At 40.9% G+C, this 20,176-nt stretch carries 19 protein-coding genes; 12 read left to right on the top strand and 7 right to left on the bottom strand.

The features are described from left to right. The first annotated feature begins 248 nt into the window (after positions 1-248). Genes tamA through MNY66_RS14455 form a run of 3 tightly spaced genes read left to right on the top strand, consistent with a single transcriptional unit; the run spans position 249 to position 6,171 of the window. Positions 249-1,991, top strand: a complete 1,743-nt coding sequence (gene tamA, locus MNY66_RS14465; protein WP_053907103.1) for an autotransporter assembly complex protein TamA — start codon at positions 249-251, stop codon at positions 1,989-1,991. Between the two features lie 8 nt (positions 1,992-1,999). Further along, a complete protein-coding gene (gene tamB, locus MNY66_RS14460; RefSeq protein ID WP_241501892.1) occupies positions 2,000-5,824 on the top strand; it encodes an autotransporter assembly complex protein TamB in 3,825 nt (1,274 codons plus the stop codon). Positions 5,825-5,826: 2 nt separating this feature from the next. Further along, positions 5,827-6,171, top strand: coding sequence for a gamma-glutamylcyclotransferase family protein (locus MNY66_RS14455; protein WP_047254813.1), 345 nt, complete (start codon positions 5,827-5,829; stop codon positions 6,169-6,171). A gap of 158 nt (positions 6,172-6,329) precedes the next feature. On the opposite strand, the gene ppa is transcribed toward MNY66_RS14455, so the two are convergent. After that, complete coding sequence (gene ppa, locus MNY66_RS14450) at positions 6,330-6,866, bottom strand: inorganic diphosphatase (RefSeq protein ID WP_047254812.1); 537 nt, start codon at positions 6,864-6,866, stop codon at positions 6,330-6,332. Between the two features lie 258 nt (positions 6,867-7,124). After that, positions 7,125-8,132, bottom strand: a complete 1,008-nt coding sequence (fbp, locus tag MNY66_RS14445; protein ID WP_047254811.1) for a class 1 fructose-bisphosphatase — start codon at positions 8,130-8,132, stop codon at positions 7,125-7,127. Between the two features lie 165 nt (positions 8,133-8,297). Between fbp and mpl the strand changes: the two genes are divergently transcribed. Then, on the top strand, positions 8,298-9,695 hold the full coding sequence (mpl, locus tag MNY66_RS14440) for a UDP-N-acetylmuramate:L-alanyl-gamma-D-glutamyl-meso-diaminopimelate ligase (protein WP_047254810.1): 1,398 nt from the start codon (positions 8,298-8,300) through the stop codon (positions 9,693-9,695). A 101-nt stretch (positions 9,696-9,796) separates the two neighbouring features. On the opposite strand, the gene argR is transcribed toward mpl, so the two are convergent. Then, positions 9,797-10,267, bottom strand: coding sequence for a transcriptional regulator ArgR (argR, locus tag MNY66_RS14435; RefSeq protein WP_047254809.1), 471 nt, complete (start codon positions 10,265-10,267; stop codon positions 9,797-9,799). A 444-nt stretch (positions 10,268-10,711) separates the two neighbouring features. Here argR and mdh point away from each other — a divergent pair, with 444 nt between their 5' ends. Next, complete coding sequence (mdh, locus tag MNY66_RS14430; RefSeq protein WP_241501130.1) at positions 10,712-11,650, top strand: malate dehydrogenase; 939 nt, start codon at positions 10,712-10,714, stop codon at positions 11,648-11,650. Between the two features lie 89 nt (positions 11,651-11,739). On the opposite strand, the gene MNY66_RS14425 is transcribed toward mdh, so the two are convergent. Continuing rightward, the gene (locus MNY66_RS14425; RefSeq protein ID WP_053907099.1) at positions 11,740-12,012 is read right to left on the bottom strand and encodes a helix-turn-helix domain-containing protein; all 273 of its coding nucleotides are present in this window, start codon (positions 12,010-12,012) and stop codon (positions 11,740-11,742) included. A 535-nt stretch (positions 12,013-12,547) separates the two neighbouring features. On the opposite strand from MNY66_RS14425, the gene MNY66_RS14420 reads away from it, so the two are divergent. Together MNY66_RS14420 and MNY66_RS14415 are read left to right on the top strand one after the other, a co-directional pair. Then, positions 12,548-12,931 (top strand): DNA-binding protein, encoded by a 384-nt coding sequence (locus tag MNY66_RS14420; protein ID WP_241501129.1) that lies wholly within the window; start codon positions 12,548-12,550, stop codon positions 12,929-12,931. Positions 12,932-13,014: 83 nt separating this feature from the next. After that, complete coding sequence (locus MNY66_RS14415) at positions 13,015-13,428, top strand: DNA-binding protein (RefSeq protein WP_072057375.1); 414 nt, start codon at positions 13,015-13,017, stop codon at positions 13,426-13,428. Positions 13,429-13,459: 31 nt separating this feature from the next. On the opposite strand, the gene ispB is transcribed toward MNY66_RS14415, so the two are convergent. Next, entirely contained in the window at positions 13,460-14,431 is a 972-nt protein-coding gene (ispB, locus tag MNY66_RS14410; RefSeq protein ID WP_047257519.1) for an octaprenyl diphosphate synthase, read from the bottom strand. A 316-nt stretch (positions 14,432-14,747) separates the two neighbouring features. Here ispB and rplU point away from each other — a divergent pair, with 316 nt between their 5' ends. The 3 genes from rplU (at position 14,748) to cgtA (ending at position 16,638) form a co-directional block, all read left to right on the top strand. Next, positions 14,748-15,056 (top strand): 50S ribosomal protein L21, encoded by a 309-nt coding sequence (gene rplU / locus MNY66_RS14405; RefSeq protein WP_047257518.1) that lies wholly within the window; start codon positions 14,748-14,750, stop codon positions 15,054-15,056. 18 nt (positions 15,057-15,074) lie between these two features. Continuing rightward, positions 15,075-15,332 carry a 50S ribosomal protein L27 gene (gene rpmA / locus MNY66_RS14400; RefSeq protein ID WP_004241388.1) on the top strand — a complete coding sequence of 86 codons (258 nt, stop codon included), beginning with the start codon at positions 15,075-15,077 and terminating at the stop codon, positions 15,330-15,332. A gap of 130 nt (positions 15,333-15,462) precedes the next feature. Then, the gene (gene cgtA, locus MNY66_RS14395; RefSeq protein WP_047257517.1) at positions 15,463-16,638 is read left to right on the top strand and encodes an Obg family GTPase CgtA; all 1,176 of its coding nucleotides are present in this window, start codon (positions 15,463-15,465) and stop codon (positions 16,636-16,638) included. Positions 16,639-16,764: 126 nt separating this feature from the next. Here cgtA and dacB read toward each other — a convergent pair whose 3' ends face one another. Next, entirely contained in the window at positions 16,765-18,144 is a 1,380-nt protein-coding gene (gene dacB, locus MNY66_RS14390; protein ID WP_414738801.1) for a serine-type D-Ala-D-Ala carboxypeptidase, read from the bottom strand. A 330-nt stretch (positions 18,145-18,474) separates the two neighbouring features. On the opposite strand from dacB, the gene greA reads away from it, so the two are divergent. Next, positions 18,475-18,951 (top strand): transcription elongation factor GreA, encoded by a 477-nt coding sequence (greA, locus tag MNY66_RS14385; protein ID WP_047257515.1) that lies wholly within the window; start codon positions 18,475-18,477, stop codon positions 18,949-18,951. A 121-nt stretch (positions 18,952-19,072) separates the two neighbouring features. On the opposite strand, the gene yhbY is transcribed toward greA, so the two are convergent. Continuing rightward, the gene (gene yhbY, locus MNY66_RS14380) at positions 19,073-19,366 is read right to left on the bottom strand and encodes a ribosome assembly RNA-binding protein YhbY (RefSeq protein ID WP_047257514.1); all 294 of its coding nucleotides are present in this window, start codon (positions 19,364-19,366) and stop codon (positions 19,073-19,075) included. A 135-nt stretch (positions 19,367-19,501) separates the two neighbouring features. On the opposite strand from yhbY, the gene rlmE reads away from it, so the two are divergent. Further along, positions 19,502-20,131: a 23S rRNA (uridine(2552)-2'-O)-methyltransferase RlmE gene (gene rlmE, locus MNY66_RS14375; RefSeq protein ID WP_047257513.1), complete on the top strand. Its 630-nt coding sequence runs from the start codon at positions 19,502-19,504 to the stop codon at positions 20,129-20,131. Positions 20,132-20,176 lie beyond the last annotated feature (45 nt).

Below are 20,176 nucleotides of genomic sequence, written 5' to 3'. Positions count from 1 at the left end.
TACTGTTTTATCGTAACTGTTGAGTGTCATAATGTCGTGGTCATTACGCTTAGTAGTAAGGTAGCAGGTGAATGAAAGTGCGAGCTACAGATTGCTAAATGGAATAAACATTAACGTATCTGCAACTTGAACTATAATCGATATAATTAGTTATAAATTTTAATAAAACTTGTGAATATAGATTATCTTATTCAAAATAAATCGATTTGGATCATCTCGTCAATTAAACATCAATTTTAGGAGTCGGCGTGTCAAGATACCCCCTCACTGGTTTGCTTTGTATGTGTATCGCAGCTCCGATGGCATACAGTGCAAACTTACGATTAAAAATAGAAGGTTTAAGTGGGCAACTTGAAAAAAACGCACGAGTACAACTATCAAATATAACGCAGGATGAGGTATCTCCTGATGGTCGTTTCCGTGCTCGTGTAGATAAAGCCATTCGCCAAGGGCTTCGCCCATTAGGTTATTACCAGCCAACTATTGAATTTACCTATCAAGAAAAAAAACCGCCTGAACGCTCAGTTTTAACAGCGATTGTTTCACCGGGGCAACCTATTTTAGTGGAAGGCGTAAATGTTGTTTTGGAAGGCGCGGCAAAAGACGATCCGGCCTATGCCAAAATGATCAAAGCCGATACACCGAAAAAAGGAACTATCTTAAATCATGCTGATTATGAAAGTTTTAAAAATGGTTTTAGTAGTTTAGCGGTTCGTAAAGGCTATTTTGATGCTGAAATGCTTAAAAGCCAATTGGGTGTCTCGCTAGAACAGCATGCCTCTTATTGGGATTTTGATTTCGATAGCGGTGAACGCTATCGTTTTGGCGCGATACATTATACCGGTTCTCAAATTAGAGAAGATTATCTAAATAACTTATCGCCGTTTAAGCCGGGAGAATATTACACTTCTGAGCAGTTAGCTGAGTTTAATCGTCGTTTAGCTGCAACTGGTTGGTTTAATTCGGCGCTTGTTACACCCGATATAGCTAAAGCCCGTGAAGAACATACTGATTTATTGCCGATGGATGCGGTTATGTCACCGCGAGCACGAAACTTTATTGAGTTGGGTGGCGGTTATGCTACGGACGTGGGCCCAAGATTAAAAACCACGTGGAATAAACCGTGGATAAACTCCCGAGGACAAAGTTTTACCTCGAATATTAGTTTATCTCAACCCGAACAAATTATTGACGCTAGCTATAAAATCCCATTGAAGAAAAATCCGCTAGAACAATATTATGCTGTTCAAGGCGGATACAAACGTACGGATCTTAATGATACTGAATCAGACACTGCGACATTAAATGTATCGCGTAACTGGGATTATTCCAGTGGCTGGCAGTATGGCGTCAATTTGCGGTGGTCACTCAGTCACTTTACACAGGCGGATATCAGTAATACCACGATGTTATTATATCCGGGGGCTAATGCGAGCCGGATCCGCCAACGTGGAGGTATGATGCCTAGTTGGGGGGATAGCCAGCGCTATTCTGTTGATGTATCCAATACTCTTTGGGGCTCGGATATTGATTTTACCGTATTGCAGGCTAAACAGGTTTGGATCCGTACCCCATGGGAAGGTCATCGATTTGTCGTGCGTGGTAATGCCGGTTGGATTGATACTAATAGTTTTGAGAAAGTTCCGCCCGATTTACGTTTCTTTGCGGGGGGGGATGGCAGTATTCGAGGATACGGCTATCAAAAAATATCACCAGAAGATAGCCAGGGTAAACTGACAGGGGCATCAAAGCTATTAGTTGGCTCGGTAGAATATCAGTATAACTTTACCGGTAATTGGTGGAGTGCTTGGTTTATTGATAGTGGTGAAGCGGTGAATGATATTAAGCGTAGCGACTTTAAAACTGGGGCTGGTACAGGGATCCGTTGGGCATCACCGGTAGGACCGATTAAATTTGATATAGCGACTCCAATTGGTGATCCTGATAATAAAAAAATTCAATTCTATATCGGATTAGGAACAGAACTATGAACAGAGCAATGAAATGGGTAAAACGCATTGCAGCGATCCTCTTGATTATTTTAGTTCTGTTGATAGCGGCGATCAGTTGGATTTTAGGAACACAATCCGGTTTGCATTTTGTAATAAACAGTGCTAATCGCTGGGTTCCGGGGTTAGAAATTGGTCAAGTCAATGGCGGATGGGATGATTTAACGCTAAGTAATGTGCAGTACCAAATGCCAGGCGTTGATGTAAATGCTGAAAAATTGCATTTAGCGTTACGTTTAGGCTGTTTAACTCAGCGTGAGCTTTGCATTGATGATCTCTCAACCCAAGGGGTCAATGTGGTGGTGGATACCTCGAAGCTGCCGCCATCAGAAGAACAACCGCCTTCAGAGCCATTAACTGAGCTTAATGCTCCCCTGACGATTAATTTAGCTCAATTATCATTGCAACAGACCCATGTCACTGTTGATGGTACGGTGGTCGATTTAGCTAAATTCTCGACGGGGCTTCATTGGCAAGCCAAAGCATTAACCGTTACGCCAACTCAGATTGTTAATTTAACCATAGATCTACCTGCGGCTGAAACCGCATCAGACGAGGCTATGATAAATGACACCACTATATCTGAATCAACGCTAGCTAAAACGGTAGCAACTAAAAATACGCTGGCTCCTGAACAGGATGAACCGCCACAACAGCCATTAGGTGAAACTTTAAAACAACTGTTTGCTAAACCTTTACTCGCGGAGTTACCCCAAATAATTTTGCCGGTAGATTTAACAGTTGAAGCTATTGATGGCTCTAATTTCCGTGTCTCAGGTGCGACACCAGCCACATTAAATAGTCTGCATATTAGTCTGTCTAATCAGGGGCAAAATGTACAAATTACCTCGATAACAGCAGATGCACCTGAAGGCAATCTAGCACTTTCAGGGAGTGCGACACTAGAGGATAAATGGCCGGTATCACTCTCGGTGCAAGGAGAATCTCAGCTCAAAGATTTTGAGGGGCAAAAGATAGATTTAACGCTGAAGGGCGCACTGCAAGATCAATTAAAATTAGCATTGAATCTCAGTGGACCAGTAAATGCCACCTTAGATGCACAGACGGATTTGTCACAGGCTGATTTACCTTTCTTATTAACGTTAGATAGCCAAAAAATCGCCTGGCCATTGGTTGGCGAGCCTCAATATCAATTAGAGGGTACCCGTTTACGACTTAATGGACGTCCATCAGCCTATGATTTATCGCTTAAATCAGCGATTACCGGACAAGATTTACCATCGTCAGTATTGTTGCTTGATGCCAAGGGTAATGAAGAACAACTTAATTTAACCCGTTTGCGTTTGTCTGCATTACAGGGCAAAGCGGAGATTACTGGGGTTGCTGATTGGAGTAAAGCCATCAGTTGGAATGCGGTGCTTACGTTATCGGGGATCAATACGTCTAAACAGTGGCCAGAGTGGCCGGCGAAAGTGGACGGTAAAGTGGTGACTCGAGGCAGTTTATATGGAGGGAGTTGGCAGCTACAAATTCCTGAAATTAGCCTCGATGGTAACGTCAAAAATAATTTACTGAAAGCGCGAGGTAAGGCTTCCGGCAATGCTGCAGGGCAGTGGGATATTCCCGGATTTAATCTGGTATTAGGTAAAAATAATGTTGATGTAAAAGGTAATTTATCCGACAAATGGAATTTAGACGCTAAAATTAATGCGCCCGGTTTAGGCGGTATGCTGCCAGGATTAGCCGGTGTTATTAAAGGTGATATCAAATTGCGTGGCGATTTGCAGTCGCCTCAAGTGTTAGCCGATATTAATGCACATGGCGTGAAATGGCAGGATATGCTGTCTGTGGATAGTGCAGTAATTAAAGGTAACGTGACTTCTGGTGAACAGATTAAAGGCGATCTTTCGGTCGTAGTGCGTCAATTAAAACAAGCCGATCTGGTGATTAAAAATTTGACCTTAGAGGCTAAAGGCAACGAAAAGAAACATCAGCTAAAACTGGATGTGCAGGGTGAGCCAGTCTCCGGTCATTTGGCCTTAAATGGGGGCTTCGATCGCCAGACGGAAATCTGGAAAGGAACGCTGAATAATACCGCGTTTGAGACGCCGGTCGGAGAATGGCATTTAAATAAAGCCATGGCACTAGAGTACGCGAATACATTACAAGAAGTCACGGTTGGAACGCATTGCTGGGTTAATCCAAATGCACGATTATGTGTGCCTAAACCAATAAAAGCGGGGAAAAGTGGTACCGCCGATATAGCGCTTGAAAGTTTTAACTTAGCGATGTTAAAGCCGTTTATGACCGGAGATACCCAGTTACAGGGAATATTCAGTGGCGATGCTAAAGTGAGTTGGAAAGCCGATGGCGGCTTACCACAAGCTAAAGTTAATCTGAAAGGTGACGGGGTTAAAGTAACTCAAATGGTAGAAGGTGTCTCTTTACCTGTTGAGTTTCAGACATTAACGCTTTCTGCGGCGCTAGTGAATGGTAAAGCAGATATTAGCTGGTTGATTAAGATCCTTAACAATGGGCAATTTAACGGAAATGTACAAATTGCGGATCTGGAAAAAGCCCGCCGCTTATCGGGTTCGATCACTATTGACTCAATCTCATTAGCACTGATTCAGCCATTATTATCTAAAGGTGAAAAAGCGGAAGGATTACTGAATGCCAATTTACGTTTAGGCGGGAATGCTAATAAGCCGTTGTTGAACGGTAATTTAACGCTCTCAGAGTTGTTGGCATCAGGTTCGTGGATCCCTTTTGATATCACTCAAGGTCGATTAGGCATCAACTTTAACGGTACGAGTTCCACCATGGATGGACAAATTACCACGCCTGAAGGTTATCTGAATATTAATGGAGAGGCTGATTGGCGCAATATTGATGCATGGAACGCTAAAGTGATGGCTAAAGGTGACAATCTGAGGGTCTCATTGCCGCCAATGGTGCGGATAGATGTGGCACCAGATTTAGTGTTTGAAGCTTCACCTGAATTGCTGAATTTAACCGGTAATGTCAATATTCCATGGGCACGGATTACGGTGCAAGAATTACCAGAATCAGCGGTAGGCGTTTCTTCTGACGAGGTTATGCTCGATAAAAATCTCCAGCCGATTGAACAGTCGCCAACTGCTATTCCTATCCAGACTAATTTAACCATTAATATCGGCAACGATGTGCAGTTAGATGCGTTTGGATTGCAGGCTAAATTAACCGGTATGTTACGGGTATTACAGGATAAACAAGGTCTTAAGCTGAATGGGCAAGTAGATATTCCTTCGGGACGCTTCCATGCTTACGGACAAGACTTGTTAGTTCGCAAAGGGCAAATTATGTTCTCAGGCCCTGCGGATCAACCTTTCTTGAATTTGGAAGCTATTCGTAATCCAGACAATACCGCCGATGGAGTAATTGCAGGCGTGAAAGTCACTGGATTAGCGGATAAACCGAAAGTGGAAATTTTCTCTGAACCAGCGAAAACTCAGCAAGAAGCTCTTTCTTACTTATTGCGCGGTGAAGGCCTTGATAGTGGGGATTCCAATGGGTCGCAAATGACATCGATGCTGATTGGCTTAGGGGTAGCACAAAGTGGCCAACTTGTAGGCAAGATTGGTGAGACATTTGGTGTTTCAGATTTGGCATTAGATACCCAAGGCGTCGGTGATAGTTCCCAAGTTGTGGTTAGTGGGAAAATTACTGATGACCTACAAGTAAAATATGGTGTCGGTATATTTGACTCATTAGCCACATTGACGATACGTTATAGGTTAATGCCAAAATTATATTTAGAAGCCGTGTCTGGTGTTAATCAGGCATTAGATCTTCTTTATCAATTTGAGTTTTAGTTATGCGAATTATTGTGTATGGCAGTTTAAGGCAAGATCAGGGTAATCATCATTGGATGACCTATGCGCAACTTTTAGGAAAGCATAGGTTACAAGGCTATGATATCTATGATTTAGGCTATTATCCTGCGGTTGTTTGTGGTGAAGGCTCCGTGGAATGCGAAGTGTATCGCATTACTCCTTCAATCCTAACTGAGTTGGATGAATTGAAAAAAAACTCACAGGATTATGAACGAGAATTGATCCAGACACCGTATGGTAGCGCATGGATTTATCTGTATAAGCTCCCCGTTGATGGTTTACAACGCATTGAAAGTGGTGATTGGCTAAAACGTCATGAAAAATAATCTTTTTGAAGATTAATTCCTGAAAATAAAAAACTGAGTCGATTAGGCTCAGTTTTTTTATGCGCTAAACACAGAGTAAGGGGTAAATTGAGGAATAAAAAAAGCCCTATCAATCGATAGAGCTCGAAAATATTTAGCTTGTATGGCCAATAACTAAATTATTTTTTTGCGGCTGCAGCACGTTCAAAAGAAGAAATAATTTCTGCTTTAGCGGCATTGATGTCATCCCAACCGTCAACTTTAACCCATTTACCTTTTTCCAGATCTTTATAATGTTCAAAGAAATGAGTAATTTGAGCACGCAGCAGTTCAGGTAGATCGTTCACATCTTTAATGTGATCATATTCTTTGCTTAATTTAGTGTGTGGTACTGCCACTAATTTAGCATCTTCGCCAGACTCATCAGTCATTTTCAAGACGCCAACGGGGCGGCAACGAATAACTGAGCCAGGTTGCAGTGGATAAGGCGTTGGAACTAATACGTCAACCGGATCACCGTCTAAAGACAGTGTGTGATTGATGTAACCATAGTTACATGGATAGAACATTGCAGTAGACATAAAACGGTCTACAAATAATGCGCCAGTCTCTTTATCAACTTCATATTTAATCGGATCCGCATTTGCTGGGATTTCGATGACGACATAAATATCATCAGGCAGTTCTTTCCCTGCCGGTACATTGTTCAGGCCCATGAAAAGTATCCTTTATAGTAATAGCTAAAATGACGTAACGACTATTATAGCCGTAAAGGGCGACAAAACTCACTAGTTGCGGCGGGATAGATGAAAAAAAACTGATATGTTGCAGATAATTCACTCCATACAAAGCAGGATAGAGTCTGTGGCGAGGATATTTAATAGGAAAGAGTGGGAGTGCTGCGCATTATTTGATCTGCTAGCAACAAAAAGGCGGGGAAATCCCCACCTAAAATAGAAGTACAGTAAAGCTAATTAGGCTTCATCTGGATATTCACGAATGAAACTTTCTGCTTTTTCTACCATAGATTCAGTACCGACAAAGAATGGTACGCGTTGGTGTAATTCTGTTGGTTGGATATCCAAAATACGACGGCTACCATCACTGGCTTTCCCCCCGGCTTGCTCGGCAAGGAAAGAAATTGGATTACATTCATACAGTAAGCGCAGTTTACCATTTGGATGGCTTGCCGTACTTGGGTACATGTAAATTCCGCCTTTGAGCAGATTACGATGAAAATCAGCCACTAATGAGCCGATATAGCGAGTCGTGTAAGGGCGACCCGTTGCTTCATCTTGTTCTTGGCAATATTTCAGGTATTTCTTCACGCCAAGAGGGAATCTGATGTAGTTTCCTTCATTGATTGAATACATTTTGCCGTTTGTAGGGAACATCACTTTTTCATGTGATAGACAAAATACACCCAAAGAAGGGTCATAAGTGAAGGCATGAACACCACAACCAGTGGTATAAACCAGCATGGTTGATGAACCATAAACTACATAGCCAGCAGCTACTTGGCGATGACCCGGTTGCAAGAAGTCAGCTTCAGTGACGGATTGTCCAATGGGGGTGATACGATGATAAATAGAGAATATCGTCCCGACGGAAACGTTTACATCGATATTTGAAGAACCATCTAATGGATCCATTAATACGACATATTTGGCGTTTTCTGCGCGATCACCTTCGAAAATTACAATCTCGTCTTCTTCTTCGGAAGCAATACCTGCGACTTCCCCACGAGCTTTTAATGCTGCTTTCAGTTTCTCATTCGCATAAAGGTCAAGTTTCATTTGCACTTCACCCTGAACATTGGATACACCACTGGTACCTAAAATGTCCACTAAGCCTGCTTTATTTATATCCCTATGAATAATTTTTGCGCCCAGCTTGATAGCAGACAGTAGAGCGGTTAACTCACCTGTTGCATGAGAAAAATCTTGTTGTTTCTCGACGATGAATTCGCCTAATGTTTTCATGACGAAGGTCCTGAATATAATGAGACAGAGGTTTGTAGGGCTCGATTCTACCCTTGGGGGAGAAGTTTATCCAAATAATAAAAAGATTAATAGGTTAATCCATTTATAAACACGACGAGGATGGGTAGAATAGTGACCAACTTCATGCTATCGGATGGAAAATTAATGCACATTCATATATTAGGTATTTGCGGTACTTTTATGGGAAGTCTTGCAATACTGGCTCGCTCTCTGGGACATAAAGTCACAGGCTCCGATGCAAATGTTTATCCTCCAATGAGCACCTTATTGGAAAAACAAGGAATCGAGCTGATCCAGGGATACTCTCCCAGCCAATTAGATCCCGCCCCAGATATGGTTGTTATTGGTAATGCGATGACCCGCGGTAATCCCTGTGTGGAAGCGGTGCTTGAAAAAGGCCTGCCTTATACTTCAGGCCCTCAATGGCTGCATGACCATGTATTACCCGAACGTTGGGTGCTGGCGGTTGCAGGGACTCACGGTAAAACAACGACAGCAGGTATGTTGGCTTGGATCTTAGAAGATTGTGGATATAAACCGGGTTTTCTGATTGGAGGCGTTCCGGGCAATTTCGACGTTTCTGCACAAATTGGCGACAGCCCATTTTTTGTTATTGAAGCTGATGAATATGATTGTGCATTTTTTGATAAGCGTTCTAAGTTTGTACATTACAGCCCACGGACATTGATACTCAATAATTTAGAGTTTGATCATGCTGATATTTTTGAGAATTTAGAAGCTATTCAAAAACAATTCCATCATTTAGTGCGTATCGTGCCAGGTAATGGTCGAATTATCATGCCTGATAACGACAATAATTTAAAACAGACGATTGGCATGGGGTGCTGGAGTGAACAAATTTTAGTTGGTGAGCATGGCGAATGGCAGGCCAAAAAACTAAATCATTCTGGCAGTAAATATGAAATTATCTATCAAAATGAAAAAGCTGGCGAAGTTGAGTGGGGATTAGTCGGCACTCATAATATGCATAACGGGCTAATGGCTATTGCTGCCGCTCATCATGTGGGCGTACCGCCGAAGGAAGCTTGTCAGGCGCTAAATACCTTTATTAATGCCCGCCGTCGTTTAGAATTGCGTGGGGTGGAATATAATGTCAGCGTTTATGATGACTTTGCCCATCATCCAACCGCTATTTTGGCGACATTAGAAGCATTAAGGAGCAAAGTTGGCGGTACTTCTCGTATTATTGCAGTACTAGAGCCTCGTTCTAACACCATGAAAATGGGCGTCAGTAAGAATGAAATTGCGCCAGCATTAGGGCGTGCGGATGAAGTCTTTTTGTTCCAACCGACCAATATTCCATGGTTAGTCACTGAAATTGCAGAGAAGTGCGTTCAGTCAGCCCGGTGGAGCTCAGATATTGATGCATTGGTGAATATGATTGTTGAAACGGCGCAGCCGGGAGATCATATTTTGGTAATGAGCAATGGCGGTTTTAGCGGCATTCATGACAAACTGTTGGTCAGCTTACAGCAGAAAGAACAGAGAATCGCCCAGCAAAAAGCAGATAAAAATTATTAATCTTATCGCGCTATAAAACCGATAACCAACCTAGCAGTATCGCGCCAATGGCGCGATACTTTTATGGTCACTAGTTTTACTGAGTCAGACTCAGCTGGTGGCTATAGCTCTTGTTCAAACAAATTAAGAATAGCTTCGTAGAGTTGCTCGGTTGTAAAGCCGTTTGCTGGGGTAGAAAAAATGGTGTCATCGCCAGCAATACTGCCTAAAATCCCTTCAGCTTTTCCTAAGGAATCCAGAAGGCGGGCGATTAATTGAGCCGCCCCCGGACTGGTTCTGATAACTACGACGGAATGATTAAAATCAATATCCAACACGAGGTTTTTCAGAGGACTGGTCGCTGTAGGCACACCCATTTCGGCGGGCAGACAATAAACCATCTCCATTTTTGCATTTCGTGTGCGTACCGCACCGAATTTAGTCAGCATTCTGGAGATTTTTGATTGATTAATATTTTCGAAACCCTGTTCTTGGAGTGCAGTTACAATTTCACCTTGTGAACTGAATTTTTCTTCCTTTAACAGCGCTTTGAAAGCCTTAACTAAATCTTCTTGTTTAGAAGGAGTGCGCATAATTCACCTTTCCTGGGACAATGAATCGAGTGGTATTATCGGTAAATGTGAATTTTTATGCAACAAAATTGCACAGATAAGAGTTAAAAACTTATTGTTTTTATTCAGTATGTTATTTTTAGTGAACACACTGAATAAGTTATCTGAATAACTGATTTTATCAGCTGTAATGAAAATGTTAATTAAATACTGGTCTTTATCCTGAAAATTGTAATGGTTTATATAGAGTTGATAAATATCTATAACAAAAACTATTTGTTAAAAAAGTGTCCGTTATCTCATTAACAGATAAGGATTTTGTATAAAATAGCATAATTCAATTCACAGATTGTTTGGGTTAGTAAGGCTTTAGATCTGTTAACAAATTGTTTTTTATACGTAATGCAGTAAGTATATAACCAGATGAATTCAAATACTTTTAAGCGAAAATAAAGGAGTTTCAGAATGAAAGTTGCCGTTCTAGGTGCAGCAGGTGGTATCGGTCAAGCACTCGCCCTTCTGTTAAAAAACCAGCTTCCAGCGGGTTCAGAACTCTCTCTATATGACATTGCTCCGGTAACTCCAGGCGTTGCTGCCGATTTGAGCCATATCCCAACTGACGTTAAAGTGATCGGTTTCTCCGGTGAAGATGCAACTCCTGCATTACACGGTGCCGATGTGGTGCTCATTTCTGCGGGCGTTGCACGTAAACCGGGTATGGATCGTGCGGATTTATTTAATGTTAATGCTGGTATTGTGCGTAACTTGGTACAACAAATAGCCACTACTTGCCCAAAAGCATTAATTGGTATTATTACTAACCCAGTAAATACCACGGTTGCTATCGCCGCTGAAGTATTGAAAAAAGCGGGTGTATACGATAAAAATCGTCTGTTTGGTGTAACGACACTTGATATTATTCGTTCAAATACATTTATTGCTGAACTGAAAGGTAAAAATCCACAGACCACAGAAGTACCAGTGATTGGTGGCCATTCTGGGGTGACTATTCTGCCTCTGCTGTCTCAGGTTCCGGGAGTAAGTTTTACTGACGATGAAGTCATTGCATTAACTAAACGCATTCAAAATGCAGGAACTGAAGTTGTAGAAGCTAAAGCCGGTGGTGGTTCAGCGACGCTTTCTATGGGACAAGCCGCAGCGCGTTTTGGTTTATCTCTGATCCGTGGCTTACAAGGTGAAAGCAATGTTATTGAATGTACTTACACCGAAGGTGACGGCCAACATGCCCGTTTCTTTGCTCAACCTGTACGTTTAGGTAAAAATGGTGTTGAGGAACGCTTACCTATCGGTGAATTAAGCACCTTTGAACAAAATGCTCTCAACAACATGCTTGATGTTTTGAAAGCAGATATTGAGCTGGGTGAAAAATTTATTAATGGTTAATTACCACCGATAAATTTATGTTTATCTTTCGTTCGCTAGCTAGCCGCTGATCATATTGAGTGATCAGCGGTTTTTTTATGGTGTAACTTTCAATTTGCGGTTGGTAACTTATCTCTAATTTTTCGTTCTAATAATTCTCCATTAACTGGATCAAAGTAACGGCTCGGCCAAATTTCAGAAGGATGAATATTTAAAAAATTAGCAATAATCCATTCTCCTTTTGGCCATGGGCGCGATAGCGCATTGGCGAGAGTTGATGAACTTAATCCAGCTTGCCGCGAAATTGCCGCAAGTGTAGTTCCTCTTTTTCTTAGTGAGGCAATAATATCTGCTGGATGCCAATCAGTTTTTTTTAAATCCATTCTTTTTCGTCCTTTTTATATTCAGAATAACGAGAAGTTAATGGTATAAATAACGGGTCATTGTGAGTTATTCCATGCAAATGAACCTGTTATTAAAAGTAACATAACAGGTTTTTTGTTAAAAGATTTCGAATCTTTACTTAAAATCTCATTTTTTGAAGCCTGTTGGAAAAGAAAGAAACAGCCAAGAAATATTAAATATATATTGTGACTCTATATAAGTCTTTGAAAGTGATAATTAACCATTTTTAGTTATTAGAGAATAATAGATTGATTAAGCAGGTTTAATTATTTGTTTTTTATATTTAGCGAGTAATTTATAACGGAGAATTATTAATGCAATCAAGAGTGGAAAATAGATTACTTTTGATATAAAACCCTTAAAATTCAATGCGTAATGTCTCAATCGGAAGTGTGTTAAGAGTTAATTCATTTAAATTATAATTAAATTTTATTAAGAAACTATTAGGTATAAATTCAGCGATTTTAAACAAGATTATTTTAATATATTCTACGGTGTAAAAGGATTAATATCGTGAAAAAAGAATGGTATACAGCAAAAGAACTGATAAATTTTTATGAAATGCCGAAAACTCCTCAAGGAGTTAATATAAAGGCAAAACGTGAAGGATGGATTTCAAGACGCAAGCGAGGAGTACAAGGTAAAGCTGTTGAATATCATATAAATAGCTTGCCAGAAAGTTTATTTGATCAATTATCGTTACATGAACCGGAGGTTAATTATCAAACTAAATTAGAAGATAAGTATTTAATTTGGCGAGAAGCATATTATCAATTAGCACCGAATGAAAAAAATAAAATAATGAATTTTATTTTAAGATATGGGTTATCAGAATTAGTTAAGTTAATTAATGAGTATGATGTTATTAATAATAAAGATGTTATTAATAATAACTAAAATAATATTATATTTTCAAATTTAATATATTATTAGCTAATATATCAATAATTGATAGTTATAAAAATATAAAAGAGATTATCATGAAAAAAATATGGTATACCGCAAAAGAATTAATTGAAATATCAGGGTTACCTTCATCACCGCAAGGTGTGAATTTAATGGCGCGACGTGAAGGATGGGAATGCAGAAAAAAAAGAGGGGTACAAGGAAAAGCCGTGGAATATTTACTCGACAGTCTACCGGAGGAGATCCAATCACAGTTGATCTTATCGGATCAATCTATCGACTATGTACCACAACGGCCTGATCCTTTTCAGATTTGGAAAGCGGTCTATTATCAATTAACCGAGGATGAAAGCAGTAAAATTGTAAAATATATTTTACGGGAAGGATTATCAGCACTATTAATTCAAATTGAGACTAATGTGGCGCCACGAGATCATTTTGAAGAGCCTACTGAGCGGAATGAAGATAATTGCACGAAGACAAAATAAGATAGATTGCCTTCGCGCAATATATTAGCACTCAAGAGTGACGTTGAACCGCAACATGAGCGAGACCGATTAAAGCCTCTTTATAAGGCGAGTCTTCAAGTATATTCAGTACATTAATCGCTTTTTCGGCTTCTTGTTCTGCGCGTTTTAACGTGTATTCGAGAGAACCACAACGTTTCATTGTTGCTAAAACGGTTTCTAGCAAATGTCTGCCATTACCGTCTTCAATCGCTTTACGAATTAATGCAGATTCTTCTGCTGTACCGTTCCGCATTGCGTGTAATAAAGGTAAAGTTGGTTTACCCTCATCTAAATCATCACCGGTATTTTTACCCAGCTGATTATTATCCGCATCATAATCTAGAAGATCATCGATTAGCTGGAAGGCTGTTCCTAGATAACGACCATAATCTTGTAAAGCTTTTTCCTGTTCTGGGGTCGCTTCGGCTAAGATCGCAGAAGAGTGAGCTGCCGCTTCGAATAAACGTGCGGTTTTACTGTAGATAACTTGCATATAGTTTTCTTCAGTAATATTAGGATCGTTGCAATTCATTAATTGCAGAACTTCACCTTCAGCTATCACGTTGGTTGCTTCAGACATCAGTTTCAAGACACGCATGGAGTCAAGATCCGTCATCATCTGAAAGGATCGAGTATAGATAAAATCGCCAACCAGTACGCTCGCAGCATTGCCAAATACGGCATTAGCTGTTTGCTTTCCGCGGCGCATATCAGATTCATCAACCACATCGTCATGCAATAATGTCGCTGTATGAATAAATTCGATCAATGCAGCAACCTGCACATGTTTTTTTCCATTATGACCTAATGCTCGCCCTGCGAGCACTGCGATCATCGGACGGATCCTTTTACCACCACCACTAACGATGTAATAACCAAGCTGGTTGATCAATGCCACATCCGAAGTTAGCTGGCCAAGAATGACTTCATTCACTGCTGACATATCATCAGCTGTCAGTTCGATAATAGATTCTAAATTCATCGTTATAGATTCGTGTTATTAGTTTTGGCTCTATTTTTAGAACCGCTATCTTTTTTAGCATAGCATCAATAAATAGAAGATTGGCTGATTGTACTTCAAATTATGCTTAATGAAATGACATTTAAAGCTTATTAATTTATCAAACGGCATGAAAAGTAAAGATCTTACAAAAAAGTCGTATTTTTTGTAATCCGAACGCATTATATACTTGTCTTCTGATGCTTTTTTGCGTAGAATTCGCGCCCTATTGTGAATATTTATAGCGTGCTCTAGAATGTAATATATCTAGTAGAAGTACGCGGAAAGCGGAGTTAATATGTACGCGGTTTTCCAAAGTGGTGGTAAACAACACCGAGTTAGCGAAGGTCAAACTGTTCGCCTGGAAAAGCTGGACATCGCAACAGGTGAAACTGTTGAATTTGACCAGGTCCTGATGGTTGCTAATGGCGACGATATCAAAATTGGCGCTCCTGTTGTTGAAGGCGTTAAAGTGAAAGCGGAAGTGGTTGCACACGGTCGTGGCGATAAAATTAAAATCGTCAAATTCCGTCGTCGTAAACATAGCCGTAAGCAGCAGGGCCACCGTCAGTGGTTCACTGATGTAAAAATCACTGTCATCGCTTAAGATTAGGAGAGCAGATTAATGGCACACAAAAAGGCTGGCGGTTCAACTCGTAACGGTCGCGATTCCGAAGCGAAACGTCTGGGTGTGAAACGTTTTGGTGGTGAAGCTGTATTAGCAGGTAGCATCATCGTACGTCAACGTGGTACTAAGTTCCACGCAGGCAGCAACGTAGGTTGCGGTCGTGACCACACTCTGTTTGCATTAGCAGACGGAAAAGTAAAATTTGAAGTTAAAGGTCCTAAAAATCGTAAATTTATCAGCATCGAAGCTGAATAAGTTTTCAGACCTTTACACAAGTTAAAGCCCTGCAAAAGATTTTGCGGGGCTTTTTATATTTAAAAATACGCCATCTCTGGGTCACGCGACCATCCAGCATTATAATGGCTATCATATGGAGAAATACTTTATGAAATTTGTAGATGAAGCCAAAATACTAGTTGTTGCGGGGGATGGTGGCAATGGTTGTGTCAGTTTCCGTCGCGAAAAATATATTCCAAGAGGGGGGCCTGATGGTGGGGACGGCGGTGATGGTGGTGATGTTTACCTGCTCGCTGATGAAAACCTCAATACCCTGATTGATTATCGCTTTGAAAAATCTTTCCGCGCTGAGCGTGGGCAGAATGGACAAAGTCGTGACTGTACCGGTAAACGTGGACAAGATATTACGATTAAAGTGCCTGTAGGTACGCGTATTCGCGATTTAGGCACTGGCGAGATACTTGGAGATATGACCCGTCATGAGCAGCGTTTGATGGTTGCTAAGGGCGGATTCCACGGGTTAGGAAATGTGCGTTTTAAATCTTCAGTCAACCGTGCCCCGCGTCAAAAAACCATGGGAACTCCCGGTGAAGTTCGTGAACTGATGATGGAATTAATGCTTCTGGCCGATGTCGGTATGTTAGGCATGCCAAATGCAGGCAAATCAACGTTTATCCGCTCGGTATCAGCCGCGAAACCAAAAGTAGCTGATTATCCATTTACTACGTTAGTACCAAGTCTCGGTGTTGTTCGTATGGACAATCATCAAAGTTTCGTCGTCGCTGATATTCCAGGGTTGATTGAAGGCGCTGCCGAAGGTGCTGGCTTGGGGATCCGTTTCCTTAAGCACTTAGAGCGCTGCCGCATTTTATTGCACCTGATCGATATCTGCCCGATAGATGAATCAGATCCGGTAGAAAATGCTAAGATCATCGTCGGTGAATTGGAAAAATACAGTGAAAAATTAGCTGAAAAACCGCGTTGGTTAGTCTTCAATAAAGTTGATTTAATCAGCGAAGAAGAAGCGAAGGAACGTGCTGAATCTATCGCTAAGGCTTTAGATTGGGACGGTAAATATTATATGATTTCTGCGGTAAACCATCACGGAGTTAAGGAACTTTGTTGGGATATCATGGAATTCATGAATACTCAGCCGCGTGATATGGTTACGACAGATGACGAAAGTCAGCCAGAAAAAGTTGAATTTATGTGGGATGATTACCATAAAGAGCAACTGGCTAGCGCCGAAGATGATATTGATGACGACTGGGATGATTGGGACGAAGAAGACGAAGAAGGCATTGAATTTATTTATAAAAAATAATGCATTTTAACGTTTTGGTTCGCTGTTTTTTAGTTAATAAAGCAGACCCAAGGTAACAGTGATAAAAAGGCGCCTGATGGCGCCTTTTTGCTATCGATAAAATGGCTTGTAGGCCATTAAGCACGATTAATTACTTTGGTAGAGATCTTTGTACAGTCGGCTTTCAAAACGCACCAGAGGAACTCTCCGGCTGCGTTGTTCACTCTGGGGGACAGCATAAGCAGAAATATATTGAACAAAAGCTATTTTCTGCCCGTTAGCCGTTGTCATAAAGCCTGCTAGATTATATACCCCTTGTAGCGCCCCTGTTTTTGCAGAAACCTTGCCATTAACGCCAGCTTGATCAAAACCGCCACGGTAACGTAATGTACCGTCATGCCCCGCCAGCGGTAGCATCGAGATATAATCTAGTTGGTCATCATTTTTAGCGATAAATTGTAATACTTTCATCATCGTAGCTGGTGTGATCAAATTGTGCCGAGACAAACCTGAGCCATCGACCATGACGGTATTACCTAAATCGATCCCCGCTTTTTGTTTGAGGATCTGTCTAATCGCATCGGATCCTGAGCGCCAAGTCCCTGGAACACCAAAATAATCGCGTCCTATGGTACGAAATACGGTATCGGCTATCATGTTATCTGATTTTTTTAGCATCACTTTTAGTAAATCATGCAGTGGTTTTGATTCTGTTTTGACTAAAACTTGTTCTGGTGCTGCGGGAAGAGTACGTTTTTTGATATGCCCAACCAGCTCAATTTCTGCATTAATTAATTCATTTTTGACGATAGCGCCAGAATAACTGGCCCCATTCTGCACTGCAAACGCGAGAGGGAGCGGTTCACTACGCTGTGTAAGACATCCGGTTAATGTATAGCGATTTAATTCCCCGGGAACCACATCCAGTTCACAATAACGTGCTTCAGGTGCACCTTTTGCTAATGTTTTTACTTCACTAAACATATTTACCGGATAAAATGAGGCTGTTTTTATATAGGCCATTTCTCCGGGTTTATCCGCGCTATAAAGTGAAACAGAAAAACAGTTTCTATCAACAATCGCGGCACTTGGCGGGGCACTAAAACACTGCGTCATATCGTTCCATACCCAGCCTGGGGCTTTATCGTGGCTGGCAAATGCAGATATATCGACAATTAAATCGCCGTTAATTTTTCTAATGCCTAGTTGTTTTAAGGCGTTAACCATATTACGGATTTGCTGGCGTGTTAACGTGGGATCACCGGTAAAACGAATTACCAAATCGCCATTGAGCGTATTATCCTTTAATGATGCATTGGTTTCAAAGCTGGTGACGAAGCGAAAATCGGGGCCAAGTTGCAGTAAAGCGGCAAGTGCGGTAACGACTTTTTGCGTACTGGCTGGAAGCGCCATTTGCTGCGAATTATAATCAAAGATTGGCGTATCGCTCCCCACTTTTTGAGCGACTAATGCCAAATTCGTACCATCAGGTAAATATTCTTTATATTTATCAATGGGAATTGCCATGGACTGATAAGTGGTCAATATCAGACCAGCTGAAAGTATGAATTTTTTGCTTCTAGTAAATAAAGACATAAGTTTTACGCTTCAGGGTGGACATAAACTACATACTAAAGTGTAATGCGTGAAAAAGTAAACGATGACCCCATATTAAGTCTACGTTAAAATGCTGGGTCAATATGATAAGATAAGATCGTAATCACGTGCTGAAGCTGCAAGATTACATCCCTGTTTATTGTCTGGCGCCTTTGTTTACACAGGTGCCTAGTATGCTGTTGTAACAAAAATCAGGAAGATACTTATTTTTGCTTAGGAAAGAATCAGAGGTATTTATCAATGAAACAGATTCCAATGACGGTACGTGGTGCGAATAGATTACGTGAAGAGCTGGAATATTTAAAATCTGTCCGCCGCCCGGAAATAATTACTGCCATTGCCGATGCGCGTGAACATGGTGATCTTAAAGAAAATGCTGAGTATCATGCAGCGCGTGAACAGCAAGGTTTTTGTGAAGGTCGAATTCAAGAAATTGAAGCCAAACTTTCGCATTCTCAGGTTATTGATGTCACTAAAATGACCAATACTGGGCGAGTTATCTTTGGCGCTACGGTAACTGTTTTTAATGTTGAGTTAGACGAAGAACAGACTTATCGCATCGTAGGTGATGATGAAGCGGACATTAAAGAGAATTTACTTTCTGTAAATTCACCGATAGCGCGTGGCCTTATCGGTAAAGAAGTTGATGATGTGGTAGTGATCAAAACGCCTGGCGGTGATGTGGAGTACGAAATTCTTAAAGTTGAGTATATCTGATTCCTATTTATATGAATTAGTTATATTCTTTAGAAGTTTTAAAGTAAAAAAGGCCTTTGCCGGCCTTTTTTACTTCACTTAATGTATGGTGTTATGGCATTTTTGTATAAATGCTAAATAATTATTTAGGTAAAATAATTTTCTTGGCTGCCGAAGGGCGGTAAAGAACCAGTATTTTTCCTATAATTTGTACATTAATTGCACCAGTTTCACGAACAATCGCATTAGCGATCAAATTTTTAGTATCACGATCTTCGCCTGCGATTTTTACTTTGATAAGCTCATGATGTGTTAATGCAAGCTCAGCCTCAGCTAGAACGCCTTCCGTCAGACCATTGTTACCAATCATGACGACAGGGTTCAAATGGTGAGCAAGACTTTTCAGGTGTTGAATTTGTTTTTTGTTAAGAGTCATCGATTATTTGCTTTGTTAGGATTGAAATTGGCTTATTCTAACGCCATCTGATATCTATCACCATCAATTATGTATATTTGATGTGATCCGAGCAGTAAAACAGATGTAACTCTACTAGTATAGTTGGAAAGAACAATGGCCAATAAAAAACGTTCGGCAAGTTCATCTAGGTGGTTGCAAGAGCATTTTAGTGATAAATATGTTCAGCAGGCACAAAAAAAAGGGCTTCGCTCTCGTGCATGGTTTAAACTGGATGAAATTCAGCAAAGCGATAAAATATTTAAACCAGGTTTGACCGTTGTTGATTTAGGCGCCGCACCTGGTGGTTGGTCACAGTATGTAGTTAGTCAGATAGGCCAAAGTGGCCGAGTAATTGCTTGTGACCTATTACCGATGGACCCAATCGTCGGTGTTGATTTCCTGCAAGGAGATTTTCGCGATGAAGCAGTACTTAAGGCGTTATTAGAAAGGGTTGGTGACAAAAAAGTCCAAGTCGTCATGTCGGATATGGCCCCAAATATGAGTGGCACACCCGAGGTCGATATTCCTCGATCCATGTATCTAGTTGAACTTGCATTAGATATGTGCCGTGATGTACTGGCCCCTAAGGGAAGTTTTATTGTCAAAGTATTTCAGGGAGAAGGCTTTGATGAATACCTAAGGGAAATCCGCTCCCTGTTTACGAAAGTTAAAGTTCGTAAACCCGAATCTTCGCGCGCCCGTTCACGTGAAGTATACATTGTAGCGACAGGGCGGAAACTATAGTCCCCTGAACGTTATTTGTTAACACTGTTGTAATATGAGGTTAAT

The organism is Moellerella wisconsensis, from assembly GCF_022592395.1.
In the GTDB taxonomy this organism is placed as follows: Bacteria; Pseudomonadota; Gammaproteobacteria; order Enterobacterales; family Enterobacteriaceae; genus Moellerella; species Moellerella wisconsensis.
The sequence above is the reverse complement of the archived record's forward strand: the minus strand, read 5'-3'. Positions and strand labels throughout refer to the sequence as shown.